At 66.7% G+C, this 24183-nt stretch carries 19 protein-coding genes and 2 pseudogenes; 6 read left to right on the top strand and 15 right to left on the bottom strand.

What is annotated here, in order from left to right; translation table 11 throughout:
• Positions 1–195: 195 nt before the first annotated feature.
• Both TVD_RS04990 and TVD_RS04985 read left to right on the top strand, forming a co-directional pair.
• Positions 196–2325 (top strand): HDOD domain-containing protein, encoded by a 2130-nt coding sequence (locus tag TVD_RS04990; protein ID WP_047250961.1) that lies wholly within the window; start codon positions 196–198, stop codon positions 2323–2325.
• Positions 2326–2349: 24 nt separating this feature from the next.
• Complete coding sequence (locus TVD_RS04985) at positions 2350–4485, top strand: EAL domain-containing response regulator (RefSeq protein ID WP_047250960.1); 2136 nt, start codon at positions 2350–2352, stop codon at positions 4483–4485.
• A gap of 44 nt (positions 4486–4529) precedes the next feature.
• On the opposite strand, the gene TVD_RS04980 is transcribed toward TVD_RS04985, so the two are convergent.
• A complete protein-coding gene (locus tag TVD_RS04980) occupies positions 4530–5015 on the bottom strand; it encodes a DUF1249 domain-containing protein (protein WP_018145970.1) in 486 nt (161 codons plus the stop codon).
• Between the two features lie 428 nt (positions 5016–5443).
• Between TVD_RS04980 and TVD_RS04975 the strand changes: the two genes are divergently transcribed.
• Together TVD_RS04975 and TVD_RS04970 are read left to right on the top strand one after the other, a co-directional pair.
• Positions 5444–7081, top strand: coding sequence for an alpha-D-glucose phosphate-specific phosphoglucomutase (locus tag TVD_RS04975; RefSeq protein WP_019568733.1), 1638 nt, complete (start codon positions 5444–5446; stop codon positions 7079–7081).
• A 3-nt stretch (positions 7082–7084) separates the two neighbouring features.
• Positions 7085–8458, top strand: a complete 1374-nt coding sequence (locus TVD_RS04970; protein WP_047250959.1) for a sodium-dependent transporter — start codon at positions 7085–7087, stop codon at positions 8456–8458.
• A gap of 24 nt (positions 8459–8482) precedes the next feature.
• Here TVD_RS04970 and TVD_RS04965 read toward each other — a convergent pair.
• Positions 8483–8915 (bottom strand): annotated as a pseudogene (locus TVD_RS04965) (aminotransferase class I/II-fold pyridoxal phosphate-dependent enzyme); the annotation flags it as partial.
• Between the two features lie 3 nt (positions 8916–8918).
• Between TVD_RS04965 and TVD_RS04960 the strand changes: the two are divergent.
• Together TVD_RS04960 and TVD_RS04955 are read left to right on the top strand one after the other, a co-directional pair.
• A pseudogene (locus tag TVD_RS04960) lies at positions 8919–9473 on the top strand (SLC5/6 family protein); the annotation flags it as partial.
• A 48-nt stretch (positions 9474–9521) separates the two neighbouring features.
• A complete protein-coding gene (locus TVD_RS04955) occupies positions 9522–11189 on the top strand; it encodes a Na/Pi symporter (RefSeq protein WP_018939084.1) in 1668 nt (555 codons plus the stop codon).
• Positions 11190–11287: 98 nt separating this feature from the next.
• Here TVD_RS04955 and TVD_RS04950 read toward each other — a convergent pair whose 3' ends face one another.
• The 13 genes from TVD_RS04950 to hscB form a co-directional block, all read right to left on the bottom strand.
• Positions 11288–12457 (bottom strand): aminotransferase class I/II-fold pyridoxal phosphate-dependent enzyme, encoded by a 1170-nt coding sequence (locus TVD_RS04950; RefSeq protein WP_047251907.1) that lies wholly within the window; start codon positions 12455–12457, stop codon positions 11288–11290.
• A gap of 35 nt (positions 12458–12492) precedes the next feature.
• A complete protein-coding gene (gene der, locus TVD_RS04945) occupies positions 12493–13944 on the bottom strand; it encodes a ribosome biogenesis GTPase Der (RefSeq protein WP_019563131.1) in 1452 nt (483 codons plus the stop codon).
• Positions 13945–13993: 49 nt separating this feature from the next.
• On the bottom strand, positions 13994–15154 hold the full coding sequence (gene bamB, locus TVD_RS04940; RefSeq protein ID WP_019563132.1) for an outer membrane protein assembly factor BamB: 1161 nt from the start codon (positions 15152–15154) through the stop codon (positions 13994–13996).
• Positions 15155–15199: 45 nt separating this feature from the next.
• Positions 15200–15805: a YfgM family protein gene (locus TVD_RS04935; RefSeq protein WP_047250957.1), complete on the bottom strand. Its 606-nt coding sequence runs from the start codon at positions 15803–15805 to the stop codon at positions 15200–15202.
• A 23-nt stretch (positions 15806–15828) separates the two neighbouring features.
• Positions 15829–17109: a histidine--tRNA ligase gene (hisS, locus tag TVD_RS04930; protein ID WP_047250956.1), complete on the bottom strand. Its 1281-nt coding sequence runs from the start codon at positions 17107–17109 to the stop codon at positions 15829–15831.
• A 46-nt stretch (positions 17110–17155) separates the two neighbouring features.
• The gene (locus TVD_RS04925; RefSeq protein WP_018939090.1) at positions 17156–18328 is read right to left on the bottom strand and encodes a helix-turn-helix domain-containing protein; all 1173 of its coding nucleotides are present in this window, start codon (positions 18326–18328) and stop codon (positions 17156–17158) included.
• Positions 18325–19095 carry a type IV pilus biogenesis/stability protein PilW gene (pilW, locus tag TVD_RS04920; RefSeq protein WP_018169508.1) on the bottom strand — a complete coding sequence of 257 codons (771 nt, stop codon included), beginning with the start codon at positions 19093–19095 and terminating at the stop codon, positions 18325–18327. Before pilW ends, TVD_RS04925 begins: the two co-directional genes overlap by 4 nt.
• Positions 19092–20225 carry a dual-specificity RNA methyltransferase RlmN gene (gene rlmN, locus TVD_RS04915; RefSeq protein WP_018145980.1) on the bottom strand — a complete coding sequence of 378 codons (1134 nt, stop codon included), beginning with the start codon at positions 20223–20225 and terminating at the stop codon, positions 19092–19094. Before rlmN ends, pilW begins: the two co-directional genes overlap by 4 nt.
• A gap of 107 nt (positions 20226–20332) precedes the next feature.
• Positions 20333–20764 carry a nucleoside-diphosphate kinase gene (gene ndk / locus TVD_RS04910; protein ID WP_018145981.1) on the bottom strand — a complete coding sequence of 144 codons (432 nt, stop codon included), beginning with the start codon at positions 20762–20764 and terminating at the stop codon, positions 20333–20335.
• A 379-nt stretch (positions 20765–21143) separates the two neighbouring features.
• The gene (iscX, locus tag TVD_RS04905) at positions 21144–21347 is read right to left on the bottom strand and encodes a Fe-S cluster assembly protein IscX (protein ID WP_047250955.1); all 204 of its coding nucleotides are present in this window, start codon (positions 21345–21347) and stop codon (positions 21144–21146) included.
• Between the two features lie 14 nt (positions 21348–21361).
• The gene (fdx, locus tag TVD_RS04900) at positions 21362–21700 is read right to left on the bottom strand and encodes an ISC system 2Fe-2S type ferredoxin (RefSeq protein ID WP_018169505.1); all 339 of its coding nucleotides are present in this window, start codon (positions 21698–21700) and stop codon (positions 21362–21364) included.
• A gap of 4 nt (positions 21701–21704) precedes the next feature.
• Positions 21705–23588: a Fe-S protein assembly chaperone HscA gene (gene hscA / locus TVD_RS04895; RefSeq protein WP_019563135.1), complete on the bottom strand. Its 1884-nt coding sequence runs from the start codon at positions 23586–23588 to the stop codon at positions 21705–21707.
• 31 nt (positions 23589–23619) lie between these two features.
• Positions 23620–24144 (bottom strand): Fe-S protein assembly co-chaperone HscB, encoded by a 525-nt coding sequence (gene hscB, locus TVD_RS04890; protein ID WP_018145985.1) that lies wholly within the window; start codon positions 24142–24144, stop codon positions 23620–23622.
• Positions 24145–24183 lie beyond the last annotated feature (39 nt).

The raw sequence follows: 24183 nt of genomic DNA, 5'->3' as shown, positions 1-24183 counted from the left end.
ATGGCACTCATCGGCATTGGGAAAGAATGATGGCGAACTCACGGTCGGTCTACCCCATTCGGTGGCGCGGGGCAATACCACTCAGTATAGTCAGGAACCAGTGGTGATCCGACAGACTGCATCAGAGGTTCGGTTCCGGACACGCACACAGGGCAAAAGGCGCGGCAGGCCGACTGCACGCGACCGGGGAGCAGCATGACGAGCGTCAATACGGCAACGGACGGTCTACCGAGCCTGCCCCAGGCGCTCATCCCGGTGCTGGACGCCACCCAGGCCCATGAGGCCGATTTCCAGTCCCTGGCCCGGGCGATCATGCAGGACGCGGGCATGTCCAGCCGCCTGCTGCAGGCCGCCAACTCGCCCTTCTACTATCGCGGCTCCACCTGCCGCACCATCGATCGCGCCCTGTTCAGCCTGGGCCTGGATACCGTGCGCAGCCTGGCCCTGACCGCGTCGATCCAGCAGTTGTTCGGCGAGTTCGGACCGCGCCATCGCGGCTACCTGCGCACCATCTGGCAACGGGCGCTGACCACCGCCAACCTGGCACAGGTCCTCGCAACCCTCACCCGCTATCCGCGGCCCGAGGAGGCCTACCTCGCCGGACTGCTGATCGACATCGGGCGCCTGGTCCGCCTGGTGGGTGACGAGGGGCATTACTGGCCCATCCTCCAGTCCGCCGAAGACGACCCCCACCTGATCGAGACCGAACGCACAACCTACAGTCAACACTACGGGGAACTGGGCGGCGAATGCCTCGAGGCCTGGGGGCTGGGCCCGTTCCTGGCCGATGCCGTGCGCTACCACCTGGAACCGGCCGAGCGCGTGCGCGACGCCCATCACCTGGTCAAACTGGTCAACCTGTCGCATGCAATGGGCTGTCTGCCAGGCGCAGGCACACAGGATTCCGCGGCCGGGTGCAACGAGACCGCCCTGGCCGCGGCGGATACCCTTTTCGGCCTCAACGAGGGATTGACCCGCGAATTGCGCGGGCGCGTGGCCGAGGATGTGCGGCGAATTGCCGGATCACTGGAAATCGATCTGGGCGCGACCCGGACCACGGCGGATCAAAACCCGGAGGAGACCGATCACGCGGCGGAGCGCGCACTGGCCGCCCGGGTCCGTGATCTGACCGAGCTGGAACGCATGAATGGCGAACTGGCCAGGGCGGCCGACCTGCAGGAGCGTTGCGCCGCCGCGCGCCGCACCCTGTACCTGACGCTGGGCATAGACCACAGCCTGCTGTTTCTGATCGACCCGGATCACCAGTCCATCGCCGCCTGGGTGGAGGACGACGAGACCCCCGATTTCACCCTGCCGCTGCTACCCGGGCGCAGCCTGGTGACCGATACGCTGCTGGATCGCGAGATTCAGCTCCACGAGGAAGAGAACGCCGCCGGCTTGCCCGTGATCGACCAGCAACTGTTCCGGCTCTGCGAAGCCGAAATCCTGTGGAGCTTTCCGCTGCTCGCCGACGGCCAGGAACCCGCGGGGGTGCTGATCCTGGGCCTTGCACGCAGTCAGGCGCAGGCCCTGGAGGCCCGCTCGGACTTCATCGACTCACTCGCACGCGAGATCGCCCGGGCGCTGGTCGCCACACCCGAGTCGGCGGATGCCCCGGACGGCGCCACCGAGCAGCGCATCCGCGACACGGTGCACGAGGCCGGAAACCCGCTCAGCATCATCCAGAACTACCTGAGCGTGCTGAATCACAAGCTCGGCGAAGAACACGAAGCGCGCCACGAGCTCGGCCTGATCAAGGAGGAAATCGACCGGGTCGGGCGCATCCTGCTGCGCCTGCGCGATCCGCAGGCTGCCGGGAACGAGGAGACCGGACCGGCCTCGCTGAATGCACTGGTCCGCCAGGTCGCCGATATCGTGGACGGCTCACTCTGTCGCACACGAGGCGTTCGCCTGCACCTGGATCTGACTCCCTCCGATCCTCCGCTGTCGGCCCCCGCGGATCACCTGCGGCAGATCCTCATCAATCTTCTGAAGAACGCGGCCGAGGCCCAGGCATCCGGCGGGGAGATCACCATCGCCACCCGTGCCCCAACCACCGTAAACGGCCGCAGGGTTGTGCCCCTGTCGGTAGAGGACAAGGGGCCCGGGCTCCCTGCCGAGGTCCAGGCCGCGGCATTCGCGCCTGTGACATCGACCAAGGGCACAGGCCATGCCGGGCTCGGACTCAGCATCGTCAAACGCCTGACCGAGGAGATCGGTGCGGGACTCTCATTCACCAGCGGGAGCGCAGGGACGCGCTTCGAAATCGCACTGCCCCACGCATCACGGGGGTTGGCGAGCGCATCAGGGACGACGCGACCATGATTCGCTACTGACCACGAGACCCCGATGCCCGAACGCGACGCGCCGATCGACCCGCAATCCGTCAAAATCCTCATTGCCGATGACGATCCCGGCCTGCTCGAGAGCCTGCGCGGACTCCTGACCATTCAGGGCTACCCCGTGCGGACGGCCGCGGGGGGTGGCGCGGCCATCGAGGCCCTGCGCGAAAAGCACTACGACCTGCTGCTGCTCGACCTGACCATGCCGGAACTCAACGGACTGGACGTGCTGCGCTTCATGCAGGCCGCCGGGCTCGAGACCCTCACCGTGGTCGTCAGTGGCAACAGCACGGTGGAGGATGTCGCCGGGGCGCTGCGCGAGGGCGCCCACGACTATCTGAAAAAGCCCTACGAGCCCGCCGAGTTACTGGCCACCGTCCGCAATGCCCTGCACCACAAGGCGCTGGAGGACGCCAATCGGACCATGCGGGCCCGCCTGGAGAAGTCCGAGCGCCTGCACCGGGTGATCGTCAATAACTCCCCGGATATTGTCTTTGTTCTCGGCGCCGACCATCGCTTCCGTTTCGTCAATTCACGTGTACACGAGCTACTGGGCCATGCCCGCCGCGACTTGATCGACCGCTCGGTGTTCGACCTCGTCGAACCCGAGGATCGCGACAAGGCGGAATACTTCTTCGAACAGGCCGCCAGCCCGCACCCCCACATCCGCTCGGTGGAACTGGCCCTGAAGCCCGGCACGCCTTCGCGCACCCGCCGCTTCTTCGAGGTCGCGGTGTGGCCGTCCAGCAACAGCGACGACGCGGACAACGGCGAAACGCTGATCTACGGCACGGCACGGGATATCACCGACCGCAAGGAATCCGAGGCCTTCATCAACTTCCAGGCCTATCACGACCTCCTGACCCGACTGCCCAACCGTGCCCTGTTCCGCGACCGGGTGGATGTGGCCATCTCGCATGCGCAGCGCTCGGGCACCCAGCTGGCGGTGCTGTTCATCGACCTGAACCGCTTCAAGGTGATCAACGATTCCCTCGGTCACACCATGGGCGACCGCCTGCTGCAGGAGGTCGGCCAGCGGCTGCAAGCCTGCATCCGCAAGGGCGACACGCTGTCACGCTTCGGCGGCGACGAATTCACGCTGCTGATCCCGGGACTGGCCAGCAACGAGGCCGCCATCCAGGTAGCCGACAAGATCCTGGAAAGCCTGCAGGCCCCGTTCAAGATCGGCGACCAGGAGCTGTTCGTCGGGGCCAGCATCGGCATCGCGATCTACCCGGATGCCGGCGACAACCTCGAGGCCCTGATCAAGAATGCGGATATCGCAATGTACCGCGAGAAGAGCAGCGGCAAGACGGGTGTGCGCGTGTACAGCCCGGACATGGGTGGCCATCCGCCGCGACGACTGCAACTGGAACAGGACATGCGCCGCGCACTCGAGCGCGACGAGTTTCACATCCTCTACCAGCCGCAGGTGGATACGGAAACCGGGCATATGGTGGGCGTCGAGGCCCTGATCCGCTGGGATCACCCCACGCTCGGGCTGCTGGGCCCGGCCGAGTTCATCCCGGTCGCCGAGGAGACCCGCCTGATTGTGGATCTCGACCGTCTGACCCTGCGCACCGCCATCCGCGAAATGCAGCGCCACAGCCGCGCCGGTTACCCGGAGCTGCGCCTGGCGGTGAACCTGTCGCCCGTGCTGGTCGAGCGTGACGACTTCGTCGAGGACTTCCTCGGCATCCTGGGCGAGACGGGCTTCCCGCCCGACCTTCTGGAGGTCGAGATCACCGAGAACCTGCTGATGAGCGACACCCCGGACACGGTGCACAAGCTGAACCGTCTAGGGGCCGCCGGCGTGCAGATCGCGGTGGATGACTTCGGCACCGGCTATTCGTCGCTAAGCTACCTGCAGAAGCTGCCGATTCACACGCTCAAGATCGACCGCAGCTTTACCCATACGATCTGCCGCGAGGACGAGGCCTGCATCGTCAACGCGATCATCTCCATGGCCCGCGGGCTGCACATGAACATCGTGGCCGAGGGGGTCGAGACCGAGGCCCACCGCGACTATCTGCGCGACCTGGAGTGCCCGATGATTCAGGGCTTCCTGTTCGGCCAGCCGGCGCCACTGCATACCCTGCTGGAGAACGAGGCCCTCTTCGCCGCACCCACTACCTGCCAGTAGCCTCTCCGGCAACCCGGGAGACGCTGCGACTCCATTGCGTGTCCCTACGAATCGGCCGCGACCACCTCAGGCGCCGCATCGGCCAGGAAGCGGTGTCCCTGGCGCAGGCAGTAGCGCAGCCACTTGTACAGGAACCGGTTATGCCTCCAGCGGCAGACCAGGCCCGGGTGACCGGTCAGCATCTCTGGCGCGCGACCGTCGCCCATCGTGCGGCAGTGCAGTTCCAGCACCTCCGCCTGCCGCGCATCATGGAACATGCGTACGCGCATGTCCGGCTGTTGCCGACGCTCGCCCTGGTGGTCGAACCGGTAGGTCAGGTGCAGCGTGGTCGTGTAGCGGGTGCGCTCCAGCACCTCCAGATACAGATCCAGCGCACCCTCGACCCGCGAGACCGACCGCAACGGCTGCCGCTCGAGCTCCGGGCACAAACGCCGCAGTGCGAGGTAGTTTTCCTCGTACATCTCCATCAGCGCCGCAAAACTCTCGGGCCTGGGCTCCAGATGGGACGGGGTCTTACGCTCCAGCAACATGTCGCGCAGTCTAACAGCACCGTTTCGCGGGACACCGATTGTCCGCATCCAGAGCAGGACACCCCCAGGGCTTTTTGGTAACGTCGACAGGGGAGGTGCCGAGCAATGTTGTACTCGCACGCGTTGGTGTCCATGTTCTCCGAGACCCGGCCCGGCACGCAGTCCGGTGGTGGTGCTACCGGCCCGTTCCTGTCCTCATCAAGGCGCAACACAGGATTCGGGAACACGGGGCACCATCCTCACAAGCCATCGAAAAACGGGACTCGGCCGCCCGTGCTGGATGAAAACGGGCCCGTTGCCCGCAAGGCGACTCCCTTGTGCCGAGCGACTGCACGCCAGTCACCACGCCCTGTCAGGCCACAGAATCGACTCGAGCGCGAGCGTCCGCATTGCTCAGCGTCTCCCTGGACAACAAGGATGAGCGACCCATGGACATAAGTGTCGTCACGACCCAACCCTTTCCCGACCAGAAACCCGGCACCTCCGGTCTGCGCAAGCGCGTCCGGCAATTCCGCCAGCCGCACTATCTGGAGAATTACATCCAGAGCGTCTTCGATGCCTGCCCGGACCTGAAGAACGGCGAACTGCTGGTCGGAGGCGACGGGCGCTTCCACAATCGCGAGGCGATCCAGGTCATCCTGCGCATGGCCGCAGCCAACGGGGTGCAGAAGGTCGCCATCGGGTATGGCGGACTGCTGTCCACGCCGGCCGCCTCGTACCTGATCCGGTCGCGGGGGGCCACGGGCGCCCTGATCCTGTCCGCCTCCCACAACCCGGGCGGGCCGGAGGGGGATTTCGGCATCAAGCTCAACACCGCCAACGGTGGCCCGGCCCCGCACTCGGTGACCGACGCGATCTTCGAACAGAGCACCCGCATCAGCCATTACCGGATCGCCAACGGCGCTGAGCATGTCGACATCGATCATCTACACGCAGTACAGATGGGCGACATGGACATCGAGGTCGTCGACCCCGTGGGCACCTACGCCGACTACATGGCCACGCTGTTCGACTTTGACCGCATCGGCGAACTGCTGCGCTCCGACCATTTCCGCATGCGCTTCGATTCCATGCACGCGGTTACCGGCCCGTACGCCGAGGAGATCCTGATCAACCGCCTCGGCGCCCCGGCCGACACCATCCTGCGCGCGGAACCGCTAGCCGACTTTGGCGGCCGTCACCCGGACCCGAATCTGTCCCATGCGCGCGAGCTGAGCGAGGCCCTGTTCGGCCGGGATGCCCCGGATTTCGGGGCCGCGTCGGACGGCGACGGCGACCGCAACATGATCCTCGGGCGCCGGTTCTTCGTCACGCCGTCGGACAGCCTCGCCATCATGGCCGCCAACGCCCATCACATCCCGGCGTTCGCCGACGGCCTGAAGGGCGTGGCCCGCAGCATGCCCACCAGCCAGGCCGTGGACGTGGTCGCCGAGAAGCTGGCCCTCCCCTGCTTCGAGACCCCCACCGGCTGGAAATTCTTCGGCAACCTGCTGGACGACGGGCGCATCCGCCTGTGCGGTGAAGAGAGCTTCGGCACCAGTTCCGATCACGTACGCGAGAAAGACGGCCTGTGGGCCGTGCTGTTCTGGCTGAACCTGCTGGCCGTACGCCGCCAGTCGGTCGAGGAGATCGTGCGTGATCACTGGCGCCAGTACGGCCGCCACTACTACACGCGCCACGACTACGAAGCAGTGGAGAGCGAACGGGCCGAACAGGTGATGGCGCGCATCCGCGAGCAGCTCTCGGTACTGCCGGGCCAGTCCCTGGCCGGCATGCGCGTCGCCCAGGCGGACGACTTCGCCTATCGCGATCCGGTGGACAACAGCCTGACCGAGCACCAGGGCCTGCGGGTACTGTTCGAGAGCGGTGCCCGCATCGTCTTCCGCCTGTCCGGCACCGGCACCGAGGGCGCCACCCTGCGCCTGTATATCGAGCAGCACGAGACCCATCCCGAACACCTCGATGCCGACCCCCAGGAACTGCTGGGACCGCTTATTGACGCCGCATCGCGCCTGGGCGACATCCCCGGCCTGACCCGCCGCGAGAAGCCCGACGTCATCACCTGACGGATGACGATCACTGCCACTGCGCAGCGCTGGAGCCACGGCTATGCCTTCTTCCTCGCAGCCACGGCCTCGGCGGTGGGGCTGGGTAACGTGTGGAAGTTTCCCTACATCCTCGGCCAGAACGGGGGTGGCGCCTTTCTCGCGGTCTACCTCGGCTGCATCGTCCTGATCGGCATTCCGATCATGATGGCGGAGGTCATGATCGGTCGCCGGGGCCGCCGCTCGCCTGGATACGCAGCCCGCGAAGTGGCTCGCGAGAGCGGCGCCCACGACCTGTGGCAGCTGGTCGGCTGGCTGGGCCTGTTCTCCGCCTTTCTGATCATGAGCTTCTACGTGGTGATCACCGGCTGGGCCTTCTCCTACGTCCACAAGGCCGCCACCGGCGCCTTTGTCGGCGCCGACGGCGACCAGGTGGCGGGAGTGTTCGCCGCCATGACGGCCTCCCCCGCCGAGATGCTCGCCTGGAGCACCCTCGCCGTTACCCTGGCCTTCGGCATTGTCGCCCTGGGCCTGCGCCAGGGGCTGGAACGCTGGCTGCATGTGCTGATGCCGGTGCTGCTGGTCCTGCTACTGACCGCCCTGGCCAGCGCCTGGTGGATTGGGGATGTCCGCCAGGCGCTGGATTTCCTGCTGCGGCCGGACTTCTCCGCGCTGACCTCGCACGGTGTATTGATCGCGGTGGGCCATGCGTTCTTCACCATGACGCTGGCCTCCGGGGTGCTGATGATGTTCGGCGCCTACCTGCCACAGCACACGTCCATCGGCCGCACTGCCATTGGCGTGGCACTGGCGGATACTGCGGTCGCCCTGATCGCGGGGCTGGCGATCTTCCCCATCGTGTTCGGTTTCGGGCTCGACCCGGCCGAAGGCCCCGGGCTGATGTTTCAGACCCTGCCGCTGGCACTGGCGGCCGTGCCCGCCGGCGTCCTGCTGACGACCCTGTTCTTCGCCACCCTGAGCCTGGCCGCATTCAGCACCATGATCACGAATGTTCAGGCCTTCGTGCACCTGTTTCACGAGCGCCTGCATGCGTCCCGCGTGCTCGCCGTCCTGGTGTGTGGCGGCGCGGTCTGGCTGCTGAGCCTGGCCAGTGTGTTCTCGTTCAGCGGAGCGGCCTGGACACGCCTGGACATCACCCTGCTGGGCCGCGAGATCCCGACCGTCTACCACGCCATCGAACACGTGGCCATCAACCTGATGCTCCCGTTGGGGGGCCTGTTGATCGCGGTATTTGCCGGCTGGGTTGTGCATACCCGCGTGGCCCGCGACGAGCTCGCCCTGGCCCCCTTCGCGTTCACCATCTGGCGCCTCGTGCTCCGCTATGTTGCGCCAATCGGACTCGGTGCACTCCTGTTGAATCTGGCCGGTTGGATATAGCCCGACGGAGTGCGGCCAGGGGGATCACAACAAGCCCCGCAGGCGCGCGACGGCCTCGCGCAGGCGGGACTCGGACTGGGTGTAGGCGATGCGCAGGTAGTCTCGGCCCCGGCTGGGGCTGAAATCCGTCCCCGGCGTCAGGGCCACACCGACCGTGTCCAGGATGCGCGCAAAGGACCTCGGAGTCCGGGCCGTGGGCGGTACAGTCGGCATAGATGTAGAACGCGCCCTCCGGCCGCGCCTGGACCTCCAACCCGAGCCCCGGCAGCGCCTCCAGCAGCACGTCCCGACGGCGTTTCAGCTCGCGCACCCGCGATTGCAGCAACGCCTCGGTCTCGGGCGCGAAGGCCGCCAGCGCCGCGGTCTGGGCCATGCTGGCTGGGGCCACACACAGATTCTGTGCCAGGCGCCGCACCGGGTCCACCCAGGTCTCCGGCACCACCATCCAGCCCAGGCGCCCGTGTTCGCCCATGGGCTGAACCCCGCCGCGGGGCCGGGTCTGATATTCGAGGCTCTGCCCCTGGCACTCTCGGCAATCCCGGCGGGTGTGCTGCGCGCGACCGTATTTTTCGTGGTCCTGGGTATCGGGGTATTCAGCACCATGATGGCCAATGTGCAGGTCTTCATGCACCTGCTAAGGGAGCGCTTCGGGATGCATCCGGCCGGGGCTGCGATGATCTCCGGACTCGCAATCTGGGGGCTCAGCCTGATCACCATTGCCTCGTTTACCGATGCCGAATGGGCGCAGATCGAGCTAACCCTGCTGGGGCGAGAATTGCCCACGCTCTACCACCTGATCGAGCATGCCTCAATCGATATCCTGCTACCCATGAACGGATTGCTGATCGCCCTGTTCGCGGGCTGGGTCACCCCCAACCAGATCGCCGCCAGCGAGATGGGACAGTGGCGAATCACCGACTCGTTACGGCGCACGATCCTGCGCTATCTCGCGCCCGCGGCCCTGCTCGGCCTCTTTTGGCAGCTGTCGGACCTGGGCGGCCATCTGCCGTTGTGAACGACGCCCGCTGCACGTTTCGTCCTCAGGCCCCGTTAGAATACGCCCATGAATGATGAATGGATCGTCACGTTCGAGATCGCCGCCACCCTGTTCGCGGGACTCGGGCTGTTCTTCGTCGGCATCCGCCTGATCAGCGAACATCTGCGCCAGTTGGCGGATCGGCGCCTGCGCACCCTGGTCGGACGGGCAACCGCAAGCGATCGTTCGGCTGCCGCGCTGGGACTAGTAGGCGGGGCCATCAGCCAGAGCATCCACGCCGTAATCTTCGTGCTGATCTCGCTAGTGACCGCAGGCGTGCTGGATGCGCGCCGTGCCCAGCCGGTCATCAACTTCGCCAATCTCGGGACCTCGCTGCTGGTGCTGATCGCCGCCCTGGACCTGAGCCTGATGGTGTTCATCCTGGTAGGTGTGACCGGTCTGCTGTTCTATTTCGATCGCGACCAGTCCGCTCGCCTGCGCCATCTGATCCGCGCGCTGCTCGGCATTGGGCTGCTGTTTCTGGGCCTGATCTTCATCAAGGAGGGGGCCAAGCCGCTGGCCGACCTCCCCTGGATGACCGAACTGATGTCCCTCTCGGCGCAATCCCTGCTGATCGCGTTCGTGACGGGGCTGGTATTCGCGGTCATCGCCCACTCCGCCTCCAGCATCACCATCGTCACCATGGCCTTGGCCGCCAGTGGCGTGATTGATCTGGAGTACGGGCTGATGGTGGTCTACGGCGCGGGCTTCGGCACGGGCATCAGCACCCTTGTGCTGGCCGCCTCGCACAAGGGGCTCGGGCGGCAGCTAGCGCTGTACCAGTTTATCCTCAAGGCCATGGGGTTGGCCCTGCTGCTTCCACTGTTCTGGATCGAGTTCTACGGCGGCATCCCGCTGGTCGCGGCCTTGCTGGCCGCACTCCCGGTCGGGATTGGCTTCCAGATCGCGTTCTCCTATGTGCTCTATCAGATTGCCTGCGACATGGTCATGCACCCGTTCCACCACCGCGTCGCCGACTATCTCGAACGCAAGGCCCCACCCACCGCGGAGGAGACCCTGGGAAAGCCGAAGTACCTGTACGCCGGGGCCCAGAACGACGCGGGCAGTGCCCTGATGCTCGCTGAACAGGAGCAGCTGCGCCTGCTGCGGCATCTGCCGGAATATCTCGACGGCGTGCGCGACGAGATTCCACAGCCCCGTCACGACCGCGTTAGCCTGCAGCGCGGCGGAACCCAGGTCGCGGACGCGACGGCACAATTCCTGGACGAGATCCTGTCTGGCGCCCTCAGCGGCGCCACCCTGGACCATGCGATCGTATTGAAGAGCCGGAACGAACTGATCGGGTCGCTGCAGGAGACCCTCAACGACCTGGTCATCGAGGTCGAACGCGCGCGCACTGGCAAGGACTCGGCCGAGGCGCGTGCGCTGACCCATGGCCTGATCGAGACCCTCCACATGATGCTGCTGACGCTGAACGATGCGGCGCGTACCGAGGATGCCGACGACATCGAACTGCTGCAGTCGCTGACCCATGATCGATCGGAACTGATGGACTCGATCCGGCGCCGTCTACTGACCGGCGGCGAACTCGTCGGCAGCACGCGCGACGCAGTGTTCGGTGCCACCAGCCTGTTCGAGCGCGGGGTCTGGCTGCTGCGCCGCTACTCCCTGCTGTTGGCCTCCCCGGAGGGCGCTCGCCACGAGGCCCCCGAAACCGCAGCCACCAGCGCATAGGAGCCGAGTACTTTCGGCGATCGCGGCCTCGCCAGCGCCCCTTCGGCCAGAGGGCTAGCCTCCTACAGTGCGATGGTCCCGGAACCGCGAGAGCCGTGTCACCCGCGGGCGAACACGGTTTGCAGGCGCTCCAGCGCCTCGCGCAGGCGGGACTCGGACTGAGTGTAGGCAATGCGCACATAATCACGACCGCGGGTGGGGCTGAAGTCCGTCCCCGGAGTCAGGGCCACCCCCGTCTCGTCCAGGATTCGGGCACAAAGGGCCTCGGAATCCACTCCATGCGCCCGACAGTCGGTCCAGACATAGAACGCCCCCTCCGGGCGTGCCTGCACTTCCAGGCCGAGCCTGGGCAACGCGTCCAGTAGCACATCCCGGCGCGCCTTTAGTTCCTGGACCTGGGACTGCAGCAGGGCCTCGGTTTCGGGGGCGAAAGCCGCGAGTGCGGCGGCCTGCGCCACAGTGCCCGGGGCCACGAAGAGGTTCTGCGCCAGACGCCGTACCGGGTCCACCCAGGCTTCCGGCACCACCATCCAGCCCAGGCGCCACCCGGTCATGGCGAAGTACTTGGAGAACGAGTTGATCACCACCACATCCGGGAAGCCGGCGGCGGCACTGGGCTCCGGGGTATCGAAGACGATCTGGGCGTAGATCTCGTCCATGATCACCAGGCCTCCCCGCTTGCGCACGGTCTCGACGATCGCAGCCAGCCGATCACGCGACAGGCAGGTCCCGGTCGGGTTCGCCGGCGACCCGAGCAGCACCGCCCGGGTATTGGCGCCCCACGCGGCGGCAATCGACTCGGCGGTCGGCTGGAAGGCATGTTCGGCCTGGACGGACAAGCCCACGGGGGTCGCCCCACGCGCGGCGACGAACTGGCGGTTGCAGGCGTAGCCGGGGTCCGGCAGCAGGACCTCCTCGCCCGGATTCACCCCCGCCGCCAGCGCCAGCAGGATGGCTGCGGAGGCACCCGCGGTGATCACGATGCGTTCCGGATCGACCTCGGCCCCATGGCGTCGCCGGTAGTCGGCGGAGAGCGCCTCGCGCAGGGCCTGGGTCCCGTGCGCGGGGGTGTAGCGGGTATCCCCCTCCGCCAGCGCGGCGCGACCGGCCGCGATTACCGCGGGCGGCGTCGGGAAGTCCGGCTCCCCTACCTCCAGGTGGATGATGTCGCGCCCGGAGCGCTCGGCCGCCTGGGCCCGTGCCAGGATGTCCATCACCCGAAACGGCTCCACTACCTCGGCGAAGCCGGACAGCGCCGGGTCACGCATCGGATTGGCGGGATGCCCCGGGACCACCGGCGCGATCAGCGGCGCACGTGCCGCATCAGGCGCTTGCGCTTGTACTGCTGCCTCGGGGTGAGCTTGTTGCGCCGGCCCGCATAGGGATTGCGCCCGGAGCGGAATTCGAGCCGCAATGGTGTCCCGACCAGCTTGAGCTGCTTGCGGAAGAAGTTTTCCAGGTAACGCTTGTAGCTCCCGGCCAGCGCATCGGTCTGATTGCCGTGGATCACGATCACCGGCGGGTTCTGCCCCCCCTGGTGCGCGTAGCGCAGCTTGATGCGCCGGCCGCTGATCATCGGCGGCGCATGCTCCGCCACCGCGGCCTCCAGCAGGCGCGTGAGCTCCGGCGTGGAGATCTTGCGGAAGGCACTGGCGTGAGCCTCGCACACGTCGTCCAGCAGATGCCCGACATTGGTGCCGTGCAAGGCCGAGATCAGGCGCATGCGGGCAAAATCGACAAACCCCAGGCGCCGGTCCAGCTCGTCGCGGATGCGCTCGCGCGCGTGGTCGTCCAGGCCGTCCCACTTGTTCACGGCCAGCACCAGCGAGCGTCCGGCCTCGATGACCATCCCCAGCAGGTGGGAGTCCTGATCCGACAGCCCGGCATGGGCGTCCACCACCAGGACCACCACGTGGGCGGACTCGATCGCCTGCAGCGTCTTGATGACGCTGAATTTCTCGATCACCTCGTGGACCCGGCCACGGCGGCGTACACCGGCGGTATCGATCAGGGTGTACTCCTGACCGTCGCGCTCGAACGGGACAAAGATGCTGTCGCGGGTCGTACCGGCCACTTCCGTGGCCACAACGCGCTCATCGCCCAGGATACGATTCACCAGAGTCGACTTGCCGACGTTGGGGCGTCCGACGATCGCGACGCGAATGCCCGGCCAGTCATCCAGCGCCGCCTGCTGCGAGGCTTCGTCGAGGCCGTCACTGGCGGCCTCGTCGTCTCCGGCATCTTCACTGGCCGCCCGGCGCGCGGCCGCCACGTCCTTGCGCACCGCCTGCATCAGGCCCTGTACGCCGCGCCCGTGTGCTGCGGCAATGGAGGTCACCTGCCCCAGCCCGAGGGCGTAGAACTCGGCACTGACGGAATCGGCATCCAGGCCATCGGTCTTGTTCACCACGACCCGCGCCTTTACCCCGGCGCCACGCAGCTGATCGGCAATCGCCTGATCCTGCGGCGTCAGGCCGTCACGGGCATCCACCAGGAACAACACATGATCGGCTTCGGCCACCGCGCGCTCGGTCTGCTCGGCCATGGCCCGGTCCATCTGCGCGCCCTCGCCCGAGAGCCCGCCGGTGTCCACGACCAGATAGGGAAAGTCGCCGACCTTGCCAATGCCGTACTGGCGATCACGCGTCAGTCCGGCGACGTCCGCCACCAGGGCATCGCGCGAGCGCGTGAGCTGATTGAACAATGTGGACTTGCCGACATTCGGCCGACCGATCAGGGCGATAACCGGAATCATCTGCGGCTGCGCCCTGCGCGGAGAACCCGGCGCCCTGAAAACCTGTGGCTCACTCGTCACCCCGGATTGAGGGATTCACGGCCGTCAGCTGCCCGTTGTCGGTGACGACATACAGCGTGCCGTTCACCAGGGTGGGACGCGTAACCACGGAACCGGAACTGGCGCGCAGCCGGGCGACAATGCGCCCGTCCTCGACGTCGATCCAGTGCAGGTAGCCCTCGTAGTCGCCGACGATGGCGTGCTGGCCGACCACCACCGGCGCGGTCACACCACGCAGGCGCAGGCCATCCATCTGCCACAGGTCACCACCGCTGCGGGGCTCCAGGCCCCACAGGTGGCTCTCGGCATCGGTCACGACCAGGACATCGGAACGCGTATCCACATCCCCGCCTTGATAGGAAGAAAAATCACGGACCCAGAAGATCTCGCCGGAGTTGAGATCCAGCGCCGCGAGCCTTCCCTGGTAGGTGGCCGCAATGGCAGCGCCGCGATACATCGGGATATGCCCGTCCAGATCCACCATGCGCTCGACCTCCGTGCGCCCGGTGGGAACCCCCAGGGTGGTCTCCCACAGCACGTTGCCGCGGTTGAGCCCCAGCATCAGCAGGCGGCCGTTGTCGAACCCGGCCAGCACACGGCCGGAGGTGATCTGCGGGCGCTGGGCCCCGCGCAGGCTCAGCGAGGGCGTGGTGCGCAGCGCGGTCCACTGGGTGGCGCCCGAGTCGGCGTCCAGGGCATGGATGCGGCCGTCGTTGGTACGCACGATGACCAGCCCGCCAGACACATCCGAGACTGCCAGTACCTCGCTGGAGAGCGCCGCACGCCAGCGTTCGCCATCGCCGTCCAGATCCACGCCGATGGCGTAGCCGTCCAGCGTGCCGACCACGGCGAGGCCGTCACCGACGCCGACCCCCGCGGAGACCCGGGCATCATCCAGGCGCACCTGCCAGCGCTGGCTGCCACCGTCGGGATTCAGACCGGAGACCCGCCCGGTGGCGTCGCTCATCACGACCAGGTCGTCGGTGATTCCGGGATAGACCTGCCACAGGAAGCGCTCGCCACCGCTGCCCACCGAGCGCGACCACAGCCGCTCCGGCTGCGCTTCGGCCTCGAACTCCGGCAGGTCCGCCGGCGGCTCCGTGGTATCGCGCGACCACAGACCGCAGGCGCTCAGGGACAGGATCAGCGCGCTGGCAATCAGCAGGCGCATGACCGGACTCGCAAGGGAAGGCACAGACATCAGGCGACGGGTCCTCTAGACGGAAAGTTCTTCGTATTTCAGACGCAGGTACTCGGGACTGTGCCCCGCGTCCAGTGCAGCCTCGTAATGCTCGCGGGCCCGCTCGCGATCGCCACGGGCGCGGGCCAGATCCCCTTCGAGCTCGCGCTTCAGCCCCGTGAAGGCATCGCTGCGAACGTCCGCCAGGGTCGCCTCGGCGTCATCCAGGCGCTCGGCCAGGATCATCTGGCGCGCAAGACGCAGCGTCAGCACCTCGCGATACCCGCGATCGGGGGCCGCGTCGCGCGCAGCCTGCAGCGCGTCGATCGCGGTATCGGTGTCGTCCTGCGCGATCGCCACATCGGCCCGGTAGACCCAGGCAAGCGCGCGGTAGGGCGTACCCCGTCCCTGTTCGATCACCGCGTCGGCCAGTTCCAGCGCGCGATCGGTCTGACCGGCGACCTGCAGGGCCTGATACATCTCGGAGGCTACCTGGGCGCGCGATTCCTCGCGATCGCTCCACCAGTTCCAACCGAACAGGCCGCCGACCCCCAGAACCAGGCCAGCCACAATCGCCATGCCGTTGTTCGCCCACCACTGCTTGATGCGTTCGGCTTTTTCTTCGTCGGTGAGATAACTCATCGTGTTCTCTATCCTTGCGTTGACTACGAGCGCTCTTGCAGAGCCGTGCGCAGATGGTCGGCGAGAGCGGCACGGTCGACGGCCACCTGCTCGCCGCCCTGCGATCTTAACGGCTTCACCGTGACGGTGCCCGCGGCATGCTCATCACTACCAAGCACCAGGGCATAGTGCGCCCCCAGACGATCGGCACGTTTCATCTGCGACTTGAAGCTGCCGCCACCACAGTGCTGGACCAGTCGCAGCCCCGGCAATTCGCCACGCAGCTGGTCCGCCAGTTGCAGTGCCGGGCCGACCAGTTCGTCGCCGCCGACGATCAGGTAGGCATCCGGACCCGGCGCTGCCGGGGCGTCTTCGCGCGCCTCCAGCAGCGCAACCAGCCGCTCCAGGCCCATTGCCATCCCGATCGCCGGGGTGCCACGGCCACCGAGCTGTTCGACCAGGCCGTCGTAGCGCCCGCCGGCGCAGACCGTACCCTGGGCACCGAGATCCTCGGTGATCCACTCGAATACTGTATGCGTATAGTAATCGAGCCCACGCACCAGGCGCGGGTTGTGCTCGTACGTGATGCCCAGCGCATCCAGATGCGCGCACAAGCCGTCGAAATGGGCGCGCGACTCAGCGTCCAGATCATCCATCAGGCTGGGGGCCTGCGCGACCACCTCGCGGGTATCGGGATGCTTGCTGTCGAGGATGCGCATCGGGTTGTCGTACAGCCGGCGCTGCGCCTCCTCGTCCAGGGCGTCACGATGCTGCTCGAAATAGGCGATCAGGTGGTCGCGATAACGCTGCCGGCTTTCCGGGGTGCCCAGCGTGTTCAGCTCCAGGCGCACGTTCGAGAGCCCGAGCATGCGCCACAGCCGTGCGGTCATCGCCAGCATCTCGGCGTCGACATCCGGCCCCGGCAGGCCGAACACCTCGACCCCAACCTGGTGGAACTGGCGATAGCGCCCCTTCTGCGGGCGCTCATGGCGGAACATCGGCCCCAGGTACCACAGTCGCTGCACCTGGTTGTGCAGCAGCCCGTGCTGGATCCCCGCGCGCACGCAACTCGCGGTGCCTTCCGGGCGCAGGCTCAGGCTGTCGCCATTGCGGTCGTCGAAGGTGTACATCTCCTTCTCGACAATATCCGTGACGTCGCCGATGGAGCGCTTGAACAGCTCGGTCGACTCCACGATCGGCATGCGGACCTCGTGGTAGCCGTAGGCCTCCACAACCTCGCGCAGGGTGGCTTCCAGATGCTGCCAGACATGAATGGACTCGGGCAGGATGTCATGCATCCCGCGGATCGACTTGATCGCTTTCATGGTGTCTTTTTGTTTGTACGTGATGGCCTGCCGGAAAGACCCGGTCTCAGCCTTCCAGATCGAAGCGCGCGGTGCGGTCGCTCCGGATATGCGTCTCGACGTCTACCGGCTCGCCATCCAGCGTCAGCGAGACCCCGGACGCGTTGCCCAGGATCACCCGGCCAGGCAGATCCAGGCGAATCTCCTCGCGGTCACCCGAGCTGAGCACGCCGGTCAAAACCACCTCATCGGCGGCATCGCGGATCTCCACCCAGGAGGTCTCGCCAAATTCCAGCACCAGTTGCGCGCCCTCACCCGCCACCGAACCTTCACCGGAAGTCTCGATCACCGGGGAAGCATCCAGAGGGGCTGCGCTTTCGGCCCGCACGGGGGGCTCTGGCGTGACCGGCTCTTCCGGCACGGCCAGGCGTTCGGTCAGGGCCTCAGCCAGCACGGTGGATTCCGAGGATGCTTCCGGGGCACCGGCCGATCCCTCGGCACCCGCCGGCTCCGGCTGGGTGCCCTCCGGGAGGGCCTCCGGCGCAGGCGTAGCGGGCTCCGGATCGGTGCTCCCGGCAGTCGACGGGCTCCGCCCTTCGGCGTCGTCCGGGGTCTGGAAATCGGCGAGGCTCGGGACGGCATCCCGCGCCTCGCCCAGGTTCAGTGACGGCCACCCGGGCGTGTCCGTGCGCTCGCTCCAGGCATAGACCCCAAGCCCAAGCAGGATCACGGCCAGCAGCAAGGCGAGCCAGTAAATACCGCGGCCGCGCCGACGCTGACGGTCGCGCGCGGAGGGCGTTGCGACGGCCCGGAGTTCGGGGTCGACCATCCCGTGGCTCTCGAAGGACTGAATCCACGGATCCGCGGCCACGCCCAGCTCGCGGGCGCAGGAGCGCAGATAGCCGCGCACGTACGCCGGCGGCATGTGATGAAAGCGATTGGCCTCCAGGTCTTCCAGGGTGCCGCGCCCGAGGTGGATGCGGCTGGCCAGGGTCGCGGTGTCCAGACCGGCCGCCTCACGCGCCCGCCGCAGACTGGCGCCGGGCTCGTCCTCACCGCGGGGCGCCTCCGGTCCGGATGCCTCCGGGTGGTCCCGGGTGGTCAGACCATGCGCGGCAGAGAAGGACGGCTCCGGATCGGGGTCCGAACCCTCGGTGCGCAGGGAGGCGACGTTGTTCGTTGAATCATCGACATCCTCGACTCGCCCGAGGCCCGGTTCCTTGTCGCGTGGATCGCTCACCCTTCACGCTCCAGGCGGCGCAGCTCGGCCATCTCGTCGCTGTCCGGGTGATGGCGGCTCAGACGCTCGGCACACGCGTTGGCCGCGCGGCTGTTGCCCAGCGCGCTTTCGGCCTGATAGCACAGCAGCAGCGTCTCGGCATTCTCGACCCCCTGACTGTCCAATCGCTGCAGGAAGGCCCGCGTCTGCATCGGCCGGTCGTCCTGATAAGTCAGCCGCGCCATTTCCAGAAGCGCGCGGGGATACTGCGGATTGAGTTCCAGCGCCCGGCGCAACTGCCGCTCGGCCTCCTCGGCATCGCCCGCGTCCGCGTGACAGACGCCGGAGTTCATGTGAGCGATGTCGCGACGATCGTAATCCGGATTCTTAATCGCCTTGGCGAACAGCTCCTGAGCCTCGTCAAAGTCCTCGCGAGCGCAAAGCAATGCGCCCAGATTGGTCTGCGCAAAGGGGTTGTCCTCGTCGCGGCGCAGGGCCCGGCGATAGTGTTCCTCGGCACGGTCCAGCTGGTCCTTGCGCTCGTAGATGGCTGCCATCCCGATATTGGCGAGGACATAGCCGGGGTCATAGTCCAGCGCCCGCCGCAGGTTGCGCTCGGCCTGCTCGAACTCGCCCTCGCGCAGATAGCCGATGCCCAGTTCGGCATGCACCTCGGCGGCATCCTCGCGTTCGCCGGAGACCGGTCGGTCGGCCGTGGCGGCACAGCCACCCAGCAGCAGCGCCAGGGTCAGAACCCCGGCGATGCGCAAACCCGCGCGTCCAGTCATGAAGCCCTCCGATCCGTCTGTGGCAACTCGGCATGCAGGCGGAACATGCGCATGCCACGATTGGTTCGATCCTCGACCTGCCCCACCAACTGCCCGCAGGCGGCATCGATGTCGTCGCCCCGGGTGCGCCGGACGGTGGTCACGTAGCCGGCCTTCTGCAGGCGCCGCTCAAAGGCCAGGACGGTGGCCTCCGACGGGCGTTCGAACGGAGCCCCCGGGAACGGGTTGAACGGGATCAGGTTGATCTTGCCGGGAATACCCCGCAACAGCCCGGCGAGCTCGTTGGCGTGCTCGGGCTGGTCGTTGACGCCGGCCAGCAGGACGTATTCGAACGTCACGCCACTGTGGGCGTCGGTTGCCTCCACGTAGCGGCGGCAACTATCCAGTAGCTCGGCGAGCGGGTACTTGCGGTTGATCGGCACCAGACGGTCGCGCAACGCGTCATTGGGCGCATGCAGGCTGACGGCCAAAGCGACATCGGTATGTGCGCTCAGGCGATCGAGGGCTGGAACCAGGCCGGAGGTCGAAAGGGTCACGCGGCGCCGGCTGAGACCGTAGGCATTGTCGTCGGTCATCAACTGACAGGACGGGACCACCGCATCGAAATTGGCCAGCGGCTCGCCCATACCCATCAGGACCACGTTGCTGACTGCCCGCTTGCGGCCATCCGGCGCCGGGAGCCGCTGCATGGCCAGCCATACCTGACCGATGATTTCGGCACTGGTGAGATTGCGGTTGAAGCCCTGCTGGGCCGTGGAGCAGAAGGTGCAGTCGAGCGCACAGCCGACCTGGGAGGAGATGCACAGCGTCCCGCGCCCGCCCTCGGGGATGAAGACGGTCTCGATGGCATTGCCGTCGGGGAGCCGCAGCACCCACTTGACGGTACCGTCGGAGGAGGCCTTTTCCAGACCGATCTCGGGCACGCGGATCTCGGTCTCGCGCTCCAGACGATCGCGCAGCTTGCGCGACACGTCGGTCATCTGTTCGAAGTCGGTGACCCCGCGCTGATGGATCCACTTGATCAGCTGGGTGGCACGAAAACGCGGTTCACCCCACTGCGCCAGCAGCTCGACGAGCTGTTGGTGGCTGTAGCCCAGGAGATTCAGGGGGGTGGAGGATGTGTGTGCCATAACAGGGACCGGTTGGCTCAAGTCCCCTAGTGTACTGTGCCGAAGGGATGCCTGCCTACGGGGCCCGCTGCGCGGTGCAGCCGGGCCCCGCAGTGCCTGCGGAGCTCTTATCGGGTACGCGGGCAGACGCCGTCGTCACCGAAGAAGAACGCGATCTCGCGCTCGGCGGTCTCCGGGGCGTCAGAGCCGTGTACGGCGTTCTCGTCGATGGACACGGCGAAGTCGGCACGGATGGTGCCCGGAGCCGCTTCCTTCGGGTTGGTCGCACCCATGATGTCGCGGTTCTTGGCAATGGCGTCCTCGCCTTCCAGGACCTGCACCAGCGCCGGGCCGGAGATCATGAACTCGACCAGATCGTTGAAGAACGGGCGTTCCTTGTGCACGTCGTAGAAGCCTTCGGCCTGCTCGCGGCTCAGGTGCATCATGCGCGCGCCAACGACCTTCAGGCCGGCCTTTTCGAAACGGCTGATGATGTCGCCGATGGCATTCTTGGCAACGGCGTCAGGCTTGATGATGGAAAGGGTGCGTTCAACGGCCATGGGGCGGCTCTCCTGGTACTTGGATTGAAATTCGGTCGCTGGGCCCGGCTGCAAACGCGAGAACCCGCCGTTCGGCGGGTTCCCAACGCAAAAAAGACGCGGACGCAACGTGCGGCGCGTAGTCTAGCGACCTGACGCCTTCGCGGCAATCCAGCGCCGAAACCCGTGATTGCACCACGACGCCCTCCTGATCCGCAATGACGTTCAGCCAGTTGCCGGATCGTTGGGTGCCGCTGAGCGCAGCGAAACGCACCATTTCCCGCATCGTGCCAGTCCCTTGATGGGATTCGCTGCGCTCATCCCATCCTACGACCCTACGACCCGGCGGCTGGCTGAACGCCATTACGAGTCAGGAAAGCCCTTGACCCAGGCCGTTCGATCAGTCGTCGACGTCGGCCTCGTCCATCCAGGCAAGCTGGATCGCCTCGAGGACGCGCTCGCCCGAGCGTTCCGGGTCGTCATCGAATTCCGGCAGGTTCATCACCCACTGACGCAGATCCACGAAGTTGATGTTGCGCGGGTCCACATCCGGGTGTTCGTCGGCTAACTGGATCGCAATTTCCTGGGTGTCGGTCCACTTCATCGCCTATCCCTCGCTCAGTGGTTCTCGGAGACCTGGTTGATAGTGTACTTCGGCAGTTCCACCACGAGATCGTTGTCGGTCACGATCGCCTGACAGGACAGGCGCGAGTCCGGCTCCAGGCCCCAGGCCTTGTCGAGCATGTCTTCCTCGTCCTCGGTCGGCTCGTCCAGGCTGTCGAATCCCTCGCGCACGTAGACATGGCAGGTCGTGCAGGCGCAGGACTTCTCGCAGGCGTGCTCGATCTCGATGCCGTTTTGCAGTGCAAGATCACAGATGCTGATGCCCGAAGGGGCCTCGAGGGAGGCGCCTTCGGGGCAGATTTCCTCGTGGGGTAGAAAGATTACCTGGGGCATGTTCTCAGTTCCCTGCGTCGTATTCGCTAACGTTGTGACCGGCGAGTGCCCGCCGGATGCTGTCATTCATGCGCCGCGCGACGAAGGCCTCGGAGGCCTGCTCGACGCGCTTGCGCGCGGCCTCGATCGCGTCCGGGTCGTCGCCCTTCTCGCGTTCGGCGCGCAGGGCATCGCGCGCCTGTTCGATGGTCTGGCGCTCCTCCGGCTCCAGGTAGCGATCACCATCGGTCTGCAGCGCGGCGTCGATCGCCTCCAGCACGCGGTCGGCCTCCACCTGTTCTTCGCGCAGGCGGCGGGCCTCCATATCCTCGCGCGCGGACGATGCCGAATCGCGCAGCATCTGCTCGATCTCGGAATCGGTCAGCCCATAGCTCGGCTTGACCTCGATATGCGCCTCCACGCCCTGAGTCTGTTCACGCGCGGTCACGTTCAACAACCCATCGGCATCCACCTGGAAGGTCACCCGGATGCGCGCCGCGCCGGCGACCATCGGCGGGATGCCGGACAGGGTGAACTGGGCCAGCGAGCGGTTGGCGTCCACCACGTCGCGCTCGCCCTGCACCACATGCAGGGACATCGCCGTCTGGCCATCCTTGAAGGTGGTGAACTCCTGGGCCCGCGAGACCGGGATGGTGGTGTTGCGCGGGACAATGAACTCGACCAGCCCACCCATCGTTTCCAGGCCCAGGGACAGCGGGATCACGTCCAGCAGCAGCAGTTCCGTATCCGGCTTGTTGCCGGCCAGGATGTCGGCCTGCTGCGCGGCGCCAATCGCCACGACGCGGTCCGGATCGATCCCGGCATGCGGGACCCGACCGAAAAACCCTTCCACCGCCTCGCGCACCGCAGGCATACGGGTGGAACCACCCACCAGCACGACCTCGTCAATCGCACCCGTCTCCAGGCCCGCATCCGCGAGGACCTGCTGGCAGGCCTTCATGGTGCGATCCAGCAATGGACGAGCCAGCCCCACGAGGGTTTCGCGATCCAACGCGCCGGACCAGGTGGAGCCGTCCGCGCGTACAACCTCGACGGCAGTACTCGCGGCATCAGTCAGGGCCTCCTTCGCCTGGCGCGCGGCCAGCAACACCCGACGCAGACGCTGCGGGTCGTTCTCGCCGCCCATCCCGGCCTGGTTCAATAGCCAGTCGGCGATGGTGCGGTCGATGTCATCGCCGCCCAGGGCCGAGTCGCCACCGGTCGCCAGCACCTCGAACACACCGCGGCGCAGCTGCAGTATGGAGATGTCGAAGGTCCCACCGCCCAGGTCGTAAACCGCGATGGTGCTCTCCTCGCCCTGATCCAGCCCGTAAGCCACCGCAGCGGCAGTCGGTTCACTGATCAGACGAAAAACGTTCAGGCCCGCCAATTGCGCGGCATCGCGCGTGGCCTGGCGCTGGGCATCATCAAAGTACGCGGGCACGGTGATCACCACACCCTCGAGTTCGTCGCCCAGGGTCGCTTCGGCGCGTTGGCGCAGGGTGTGAAGGATATCGGCGGACACCTCGACGGCGGTCTTGTCACCCGCGGCCGTCTCGATCCGCGGCACGCTGGACTCGCCGGTCTTGAGGCGGAACGGCAGCTCACCCGATAGGCGCGCGACATCCGCCGCGCCGCGTCCGATCAGGCGCTTAACCGAGGCGATGGTGTTGTGCGGATCATCCGCCGCGTGCTCCGCGGCCGCATACCCCACGCTCACCCCATCCGCGGCGTAGTGGACCACCGACGGCAGGATATGCCGGCCCTGCTCGTCCGGCAGGGTATCCGCCTCGCCACTACGCACCGTGGCGACCAGCGAATGGGTAGTGCCGAGGTCGATCCCGGCCGCGAGGTGGCGCTGATGCGGCGCGGACTCGGCTCCGGGTTCGGTGATCTGCAATAACGCCATCGGGTGTTCGGCTCCTTCACATGGCCGCGGATCAACCGCGCGCCAGGTTCTGTCGGGTTCGTTTCAATTCGTCCAGCAAGCGGTCGAAAAAGCGCAATTCCAGCACGCGGTCCTTGGCCTCGGGCGCCGGGGCCGCCGGGTCCTTCAGGGCATCCGCGACCTTTGCCCGTGCCTCGGCCCGGGCCTGCTCCAGCTCTTCGCCGGCGGCCTCCAGCGCGGCACCATCCCTGGCCGCCGCGGCCTCTTCCATGCGTTCGCGCCACTCGATCTGCGCCTCGATGAACTCGATGTTCTGGCTGGTATCGCGTTCCGGGTCGAACGCCACACCCGTGCGCTCCAGCAGGTGCAGCGCACGGCGGTAGTCATCCCCGAGGATCGCGTAGGCCTCGTTCACGTCGGCCGCCACCGCCGCCGCCATGCGCCGGGCCTGGTCGCCCTGGCGCACGAAGCGGTCCGGATGCAACTCTGCCTGCAGGCGGCGAAAGCGCTCGTCCAGCTGTTGCCGGTCCACCTCGAAGGCGACCGGCAGATCGAACTGCTCGAATGGGTCGTTCATCAACTCTCGGCCTCAAGAAGCACTGGCGACGCACTGACA

This window comes from Thioalkalivibrio versutus (assembly GCF_001020955.1).
Classification (GTDB): Bacteria; Pseudomonadota; Gammaproteobacteria; order Ectothiorhodospirales; family Ectothiorhodospiraceae; genus Thioalkalivibrio; species Thioalkalivibrio versutus.
The sequence above is the reverse complement of the archived record's forward strand: the minus strand, read 5'-3'. Positions and strand labels throughout refer to the sequence as shown.

Excerpts from the sequence above, each read along its gene's own strand:
- TVD_RS04990 (WP_047250961.1), top strand. The coding sequence starts at position 196 with ATGACGAGCGTCAATACGGCAACGGACGGTCTACCGAGCCTGCCCCAG.
- TVD_RS04985 (WP_047250960.1), top strand. The coding sequence starts at position 2,350 with ATGCCCGAACGCGACGCGCCGATCGACCCGCAATCCGTCAAAATCCTC.
- TVD_RS04980 (WP_018145970.1), bottom strand. The coding sequence starts at position 5,015 with ATGTTGCTGGAGCGTAAGACCCCGTCCCATCTGGAGCCCAGGCCCGAG.
- TVD_RS04975 (WP_019568733.1), top strand. The coding sequence starts at position 5,444 with ATGGACATAAGTGTCGTCACGACCCAACCCTTTCCCGACCAGAAACCC.
- TVD_RS04970 (WP_047250959.1), top strand. The coding sequence starts at position 7,085 with ATGACGATCACTGCCACTGCGCAGCGCTGGAGCCACGGCTATGCCTTC.
- TVD_RS04955 (WP_018939084.1), top strand. The coding sequence starts at position 9,522 with ATGAATGATGAATGGATCGTCACGTTCGAGATCGCCGCCACCCTGTTC.
- TVD_RS04950 (WP_047251907.1), bottom strand. The coding sequence starts at position 12,457 with ATGCGTGACCCGGCGCTGTCCGGCTTCGCCGAGGTAGTGGAGCCGTTT.
- der (WP_019563131.1), bottom strand. The coding sequence starts at position 13,944 with ATGATTCCGGTTATCGCCCTGATCGGTCGGCCGAATGTCGGCAAGTCC.
- bamB (WP_019563132.1), bottom strand. The coding sequence starts at position 15,154 with ATGCGCCTGCTGATTGCCAGCGCGCTGATCCTGTCCCTGAGCGCCTGC.
- TVD_RS04935 (WP_047250957.1), bottom strand. The coding sequence starts at position 15,805 with ATGAGTTATCTCACCGACGAAGAAAAAGCCGAACGCATCAAGCAGTGG.
- hisS (WP_047250956.1), bottom strand. The coding sequence starts at position 17,109 with ATGAAAGCGATCAAGTCGATCCGCGGGATGCATGACATCCTGCCCGAG.
- pilW (WP_018169508.1), bottom strand. The coding sequence starts at position 19,095 with ATGACTGGACGCGCGGGTTTGCGCATCGCCGGGGTTCTGACCCTGGCG.
- rlmN (WP_018145980.1), bottom strand. The coding sequence starts at position 20,225 with ATGGCACACACATCCTCCACCCCCCTGAATCTCCTGGGCTACAGCCAC.
- ndk (WP_018145981.1), bottom strand. The coding sequence starts at position 20,764 with ATGGCCGTTGAACGCACCCTTTCCATCATCAAGCCTGACGCCGTTGCC.
- iscX (WP_047250955.1), bottom strand. The coding sequence starts at position 21,347 with ATGAAGTGGACCGACACCCAGGAAATTGCGATCCAGTTAGCCGACGAA.
- fdx (WP_018169505.1), bottom strand. The coding sequence starts at position 21,700 with ATGCCCCAGGTAATCTTTCTACCCCACGAGGAAATCTGCCCCGAAGGC.
- hscA (WP_019563135.1), bottom strand. The coding sequence starts at position 23,588 with ATGGCGTTATTGCAGATCACCGAACCCGGAGCCGAGTCCGCGCCGCAT.
- hscB (WP_018145985.1), bottom strand. The coding sequence starts at position 24,144 with ATGAACGACCCATTCGAGCAGTTCGATCTGCCGGTCGCCTTCGAGGTG.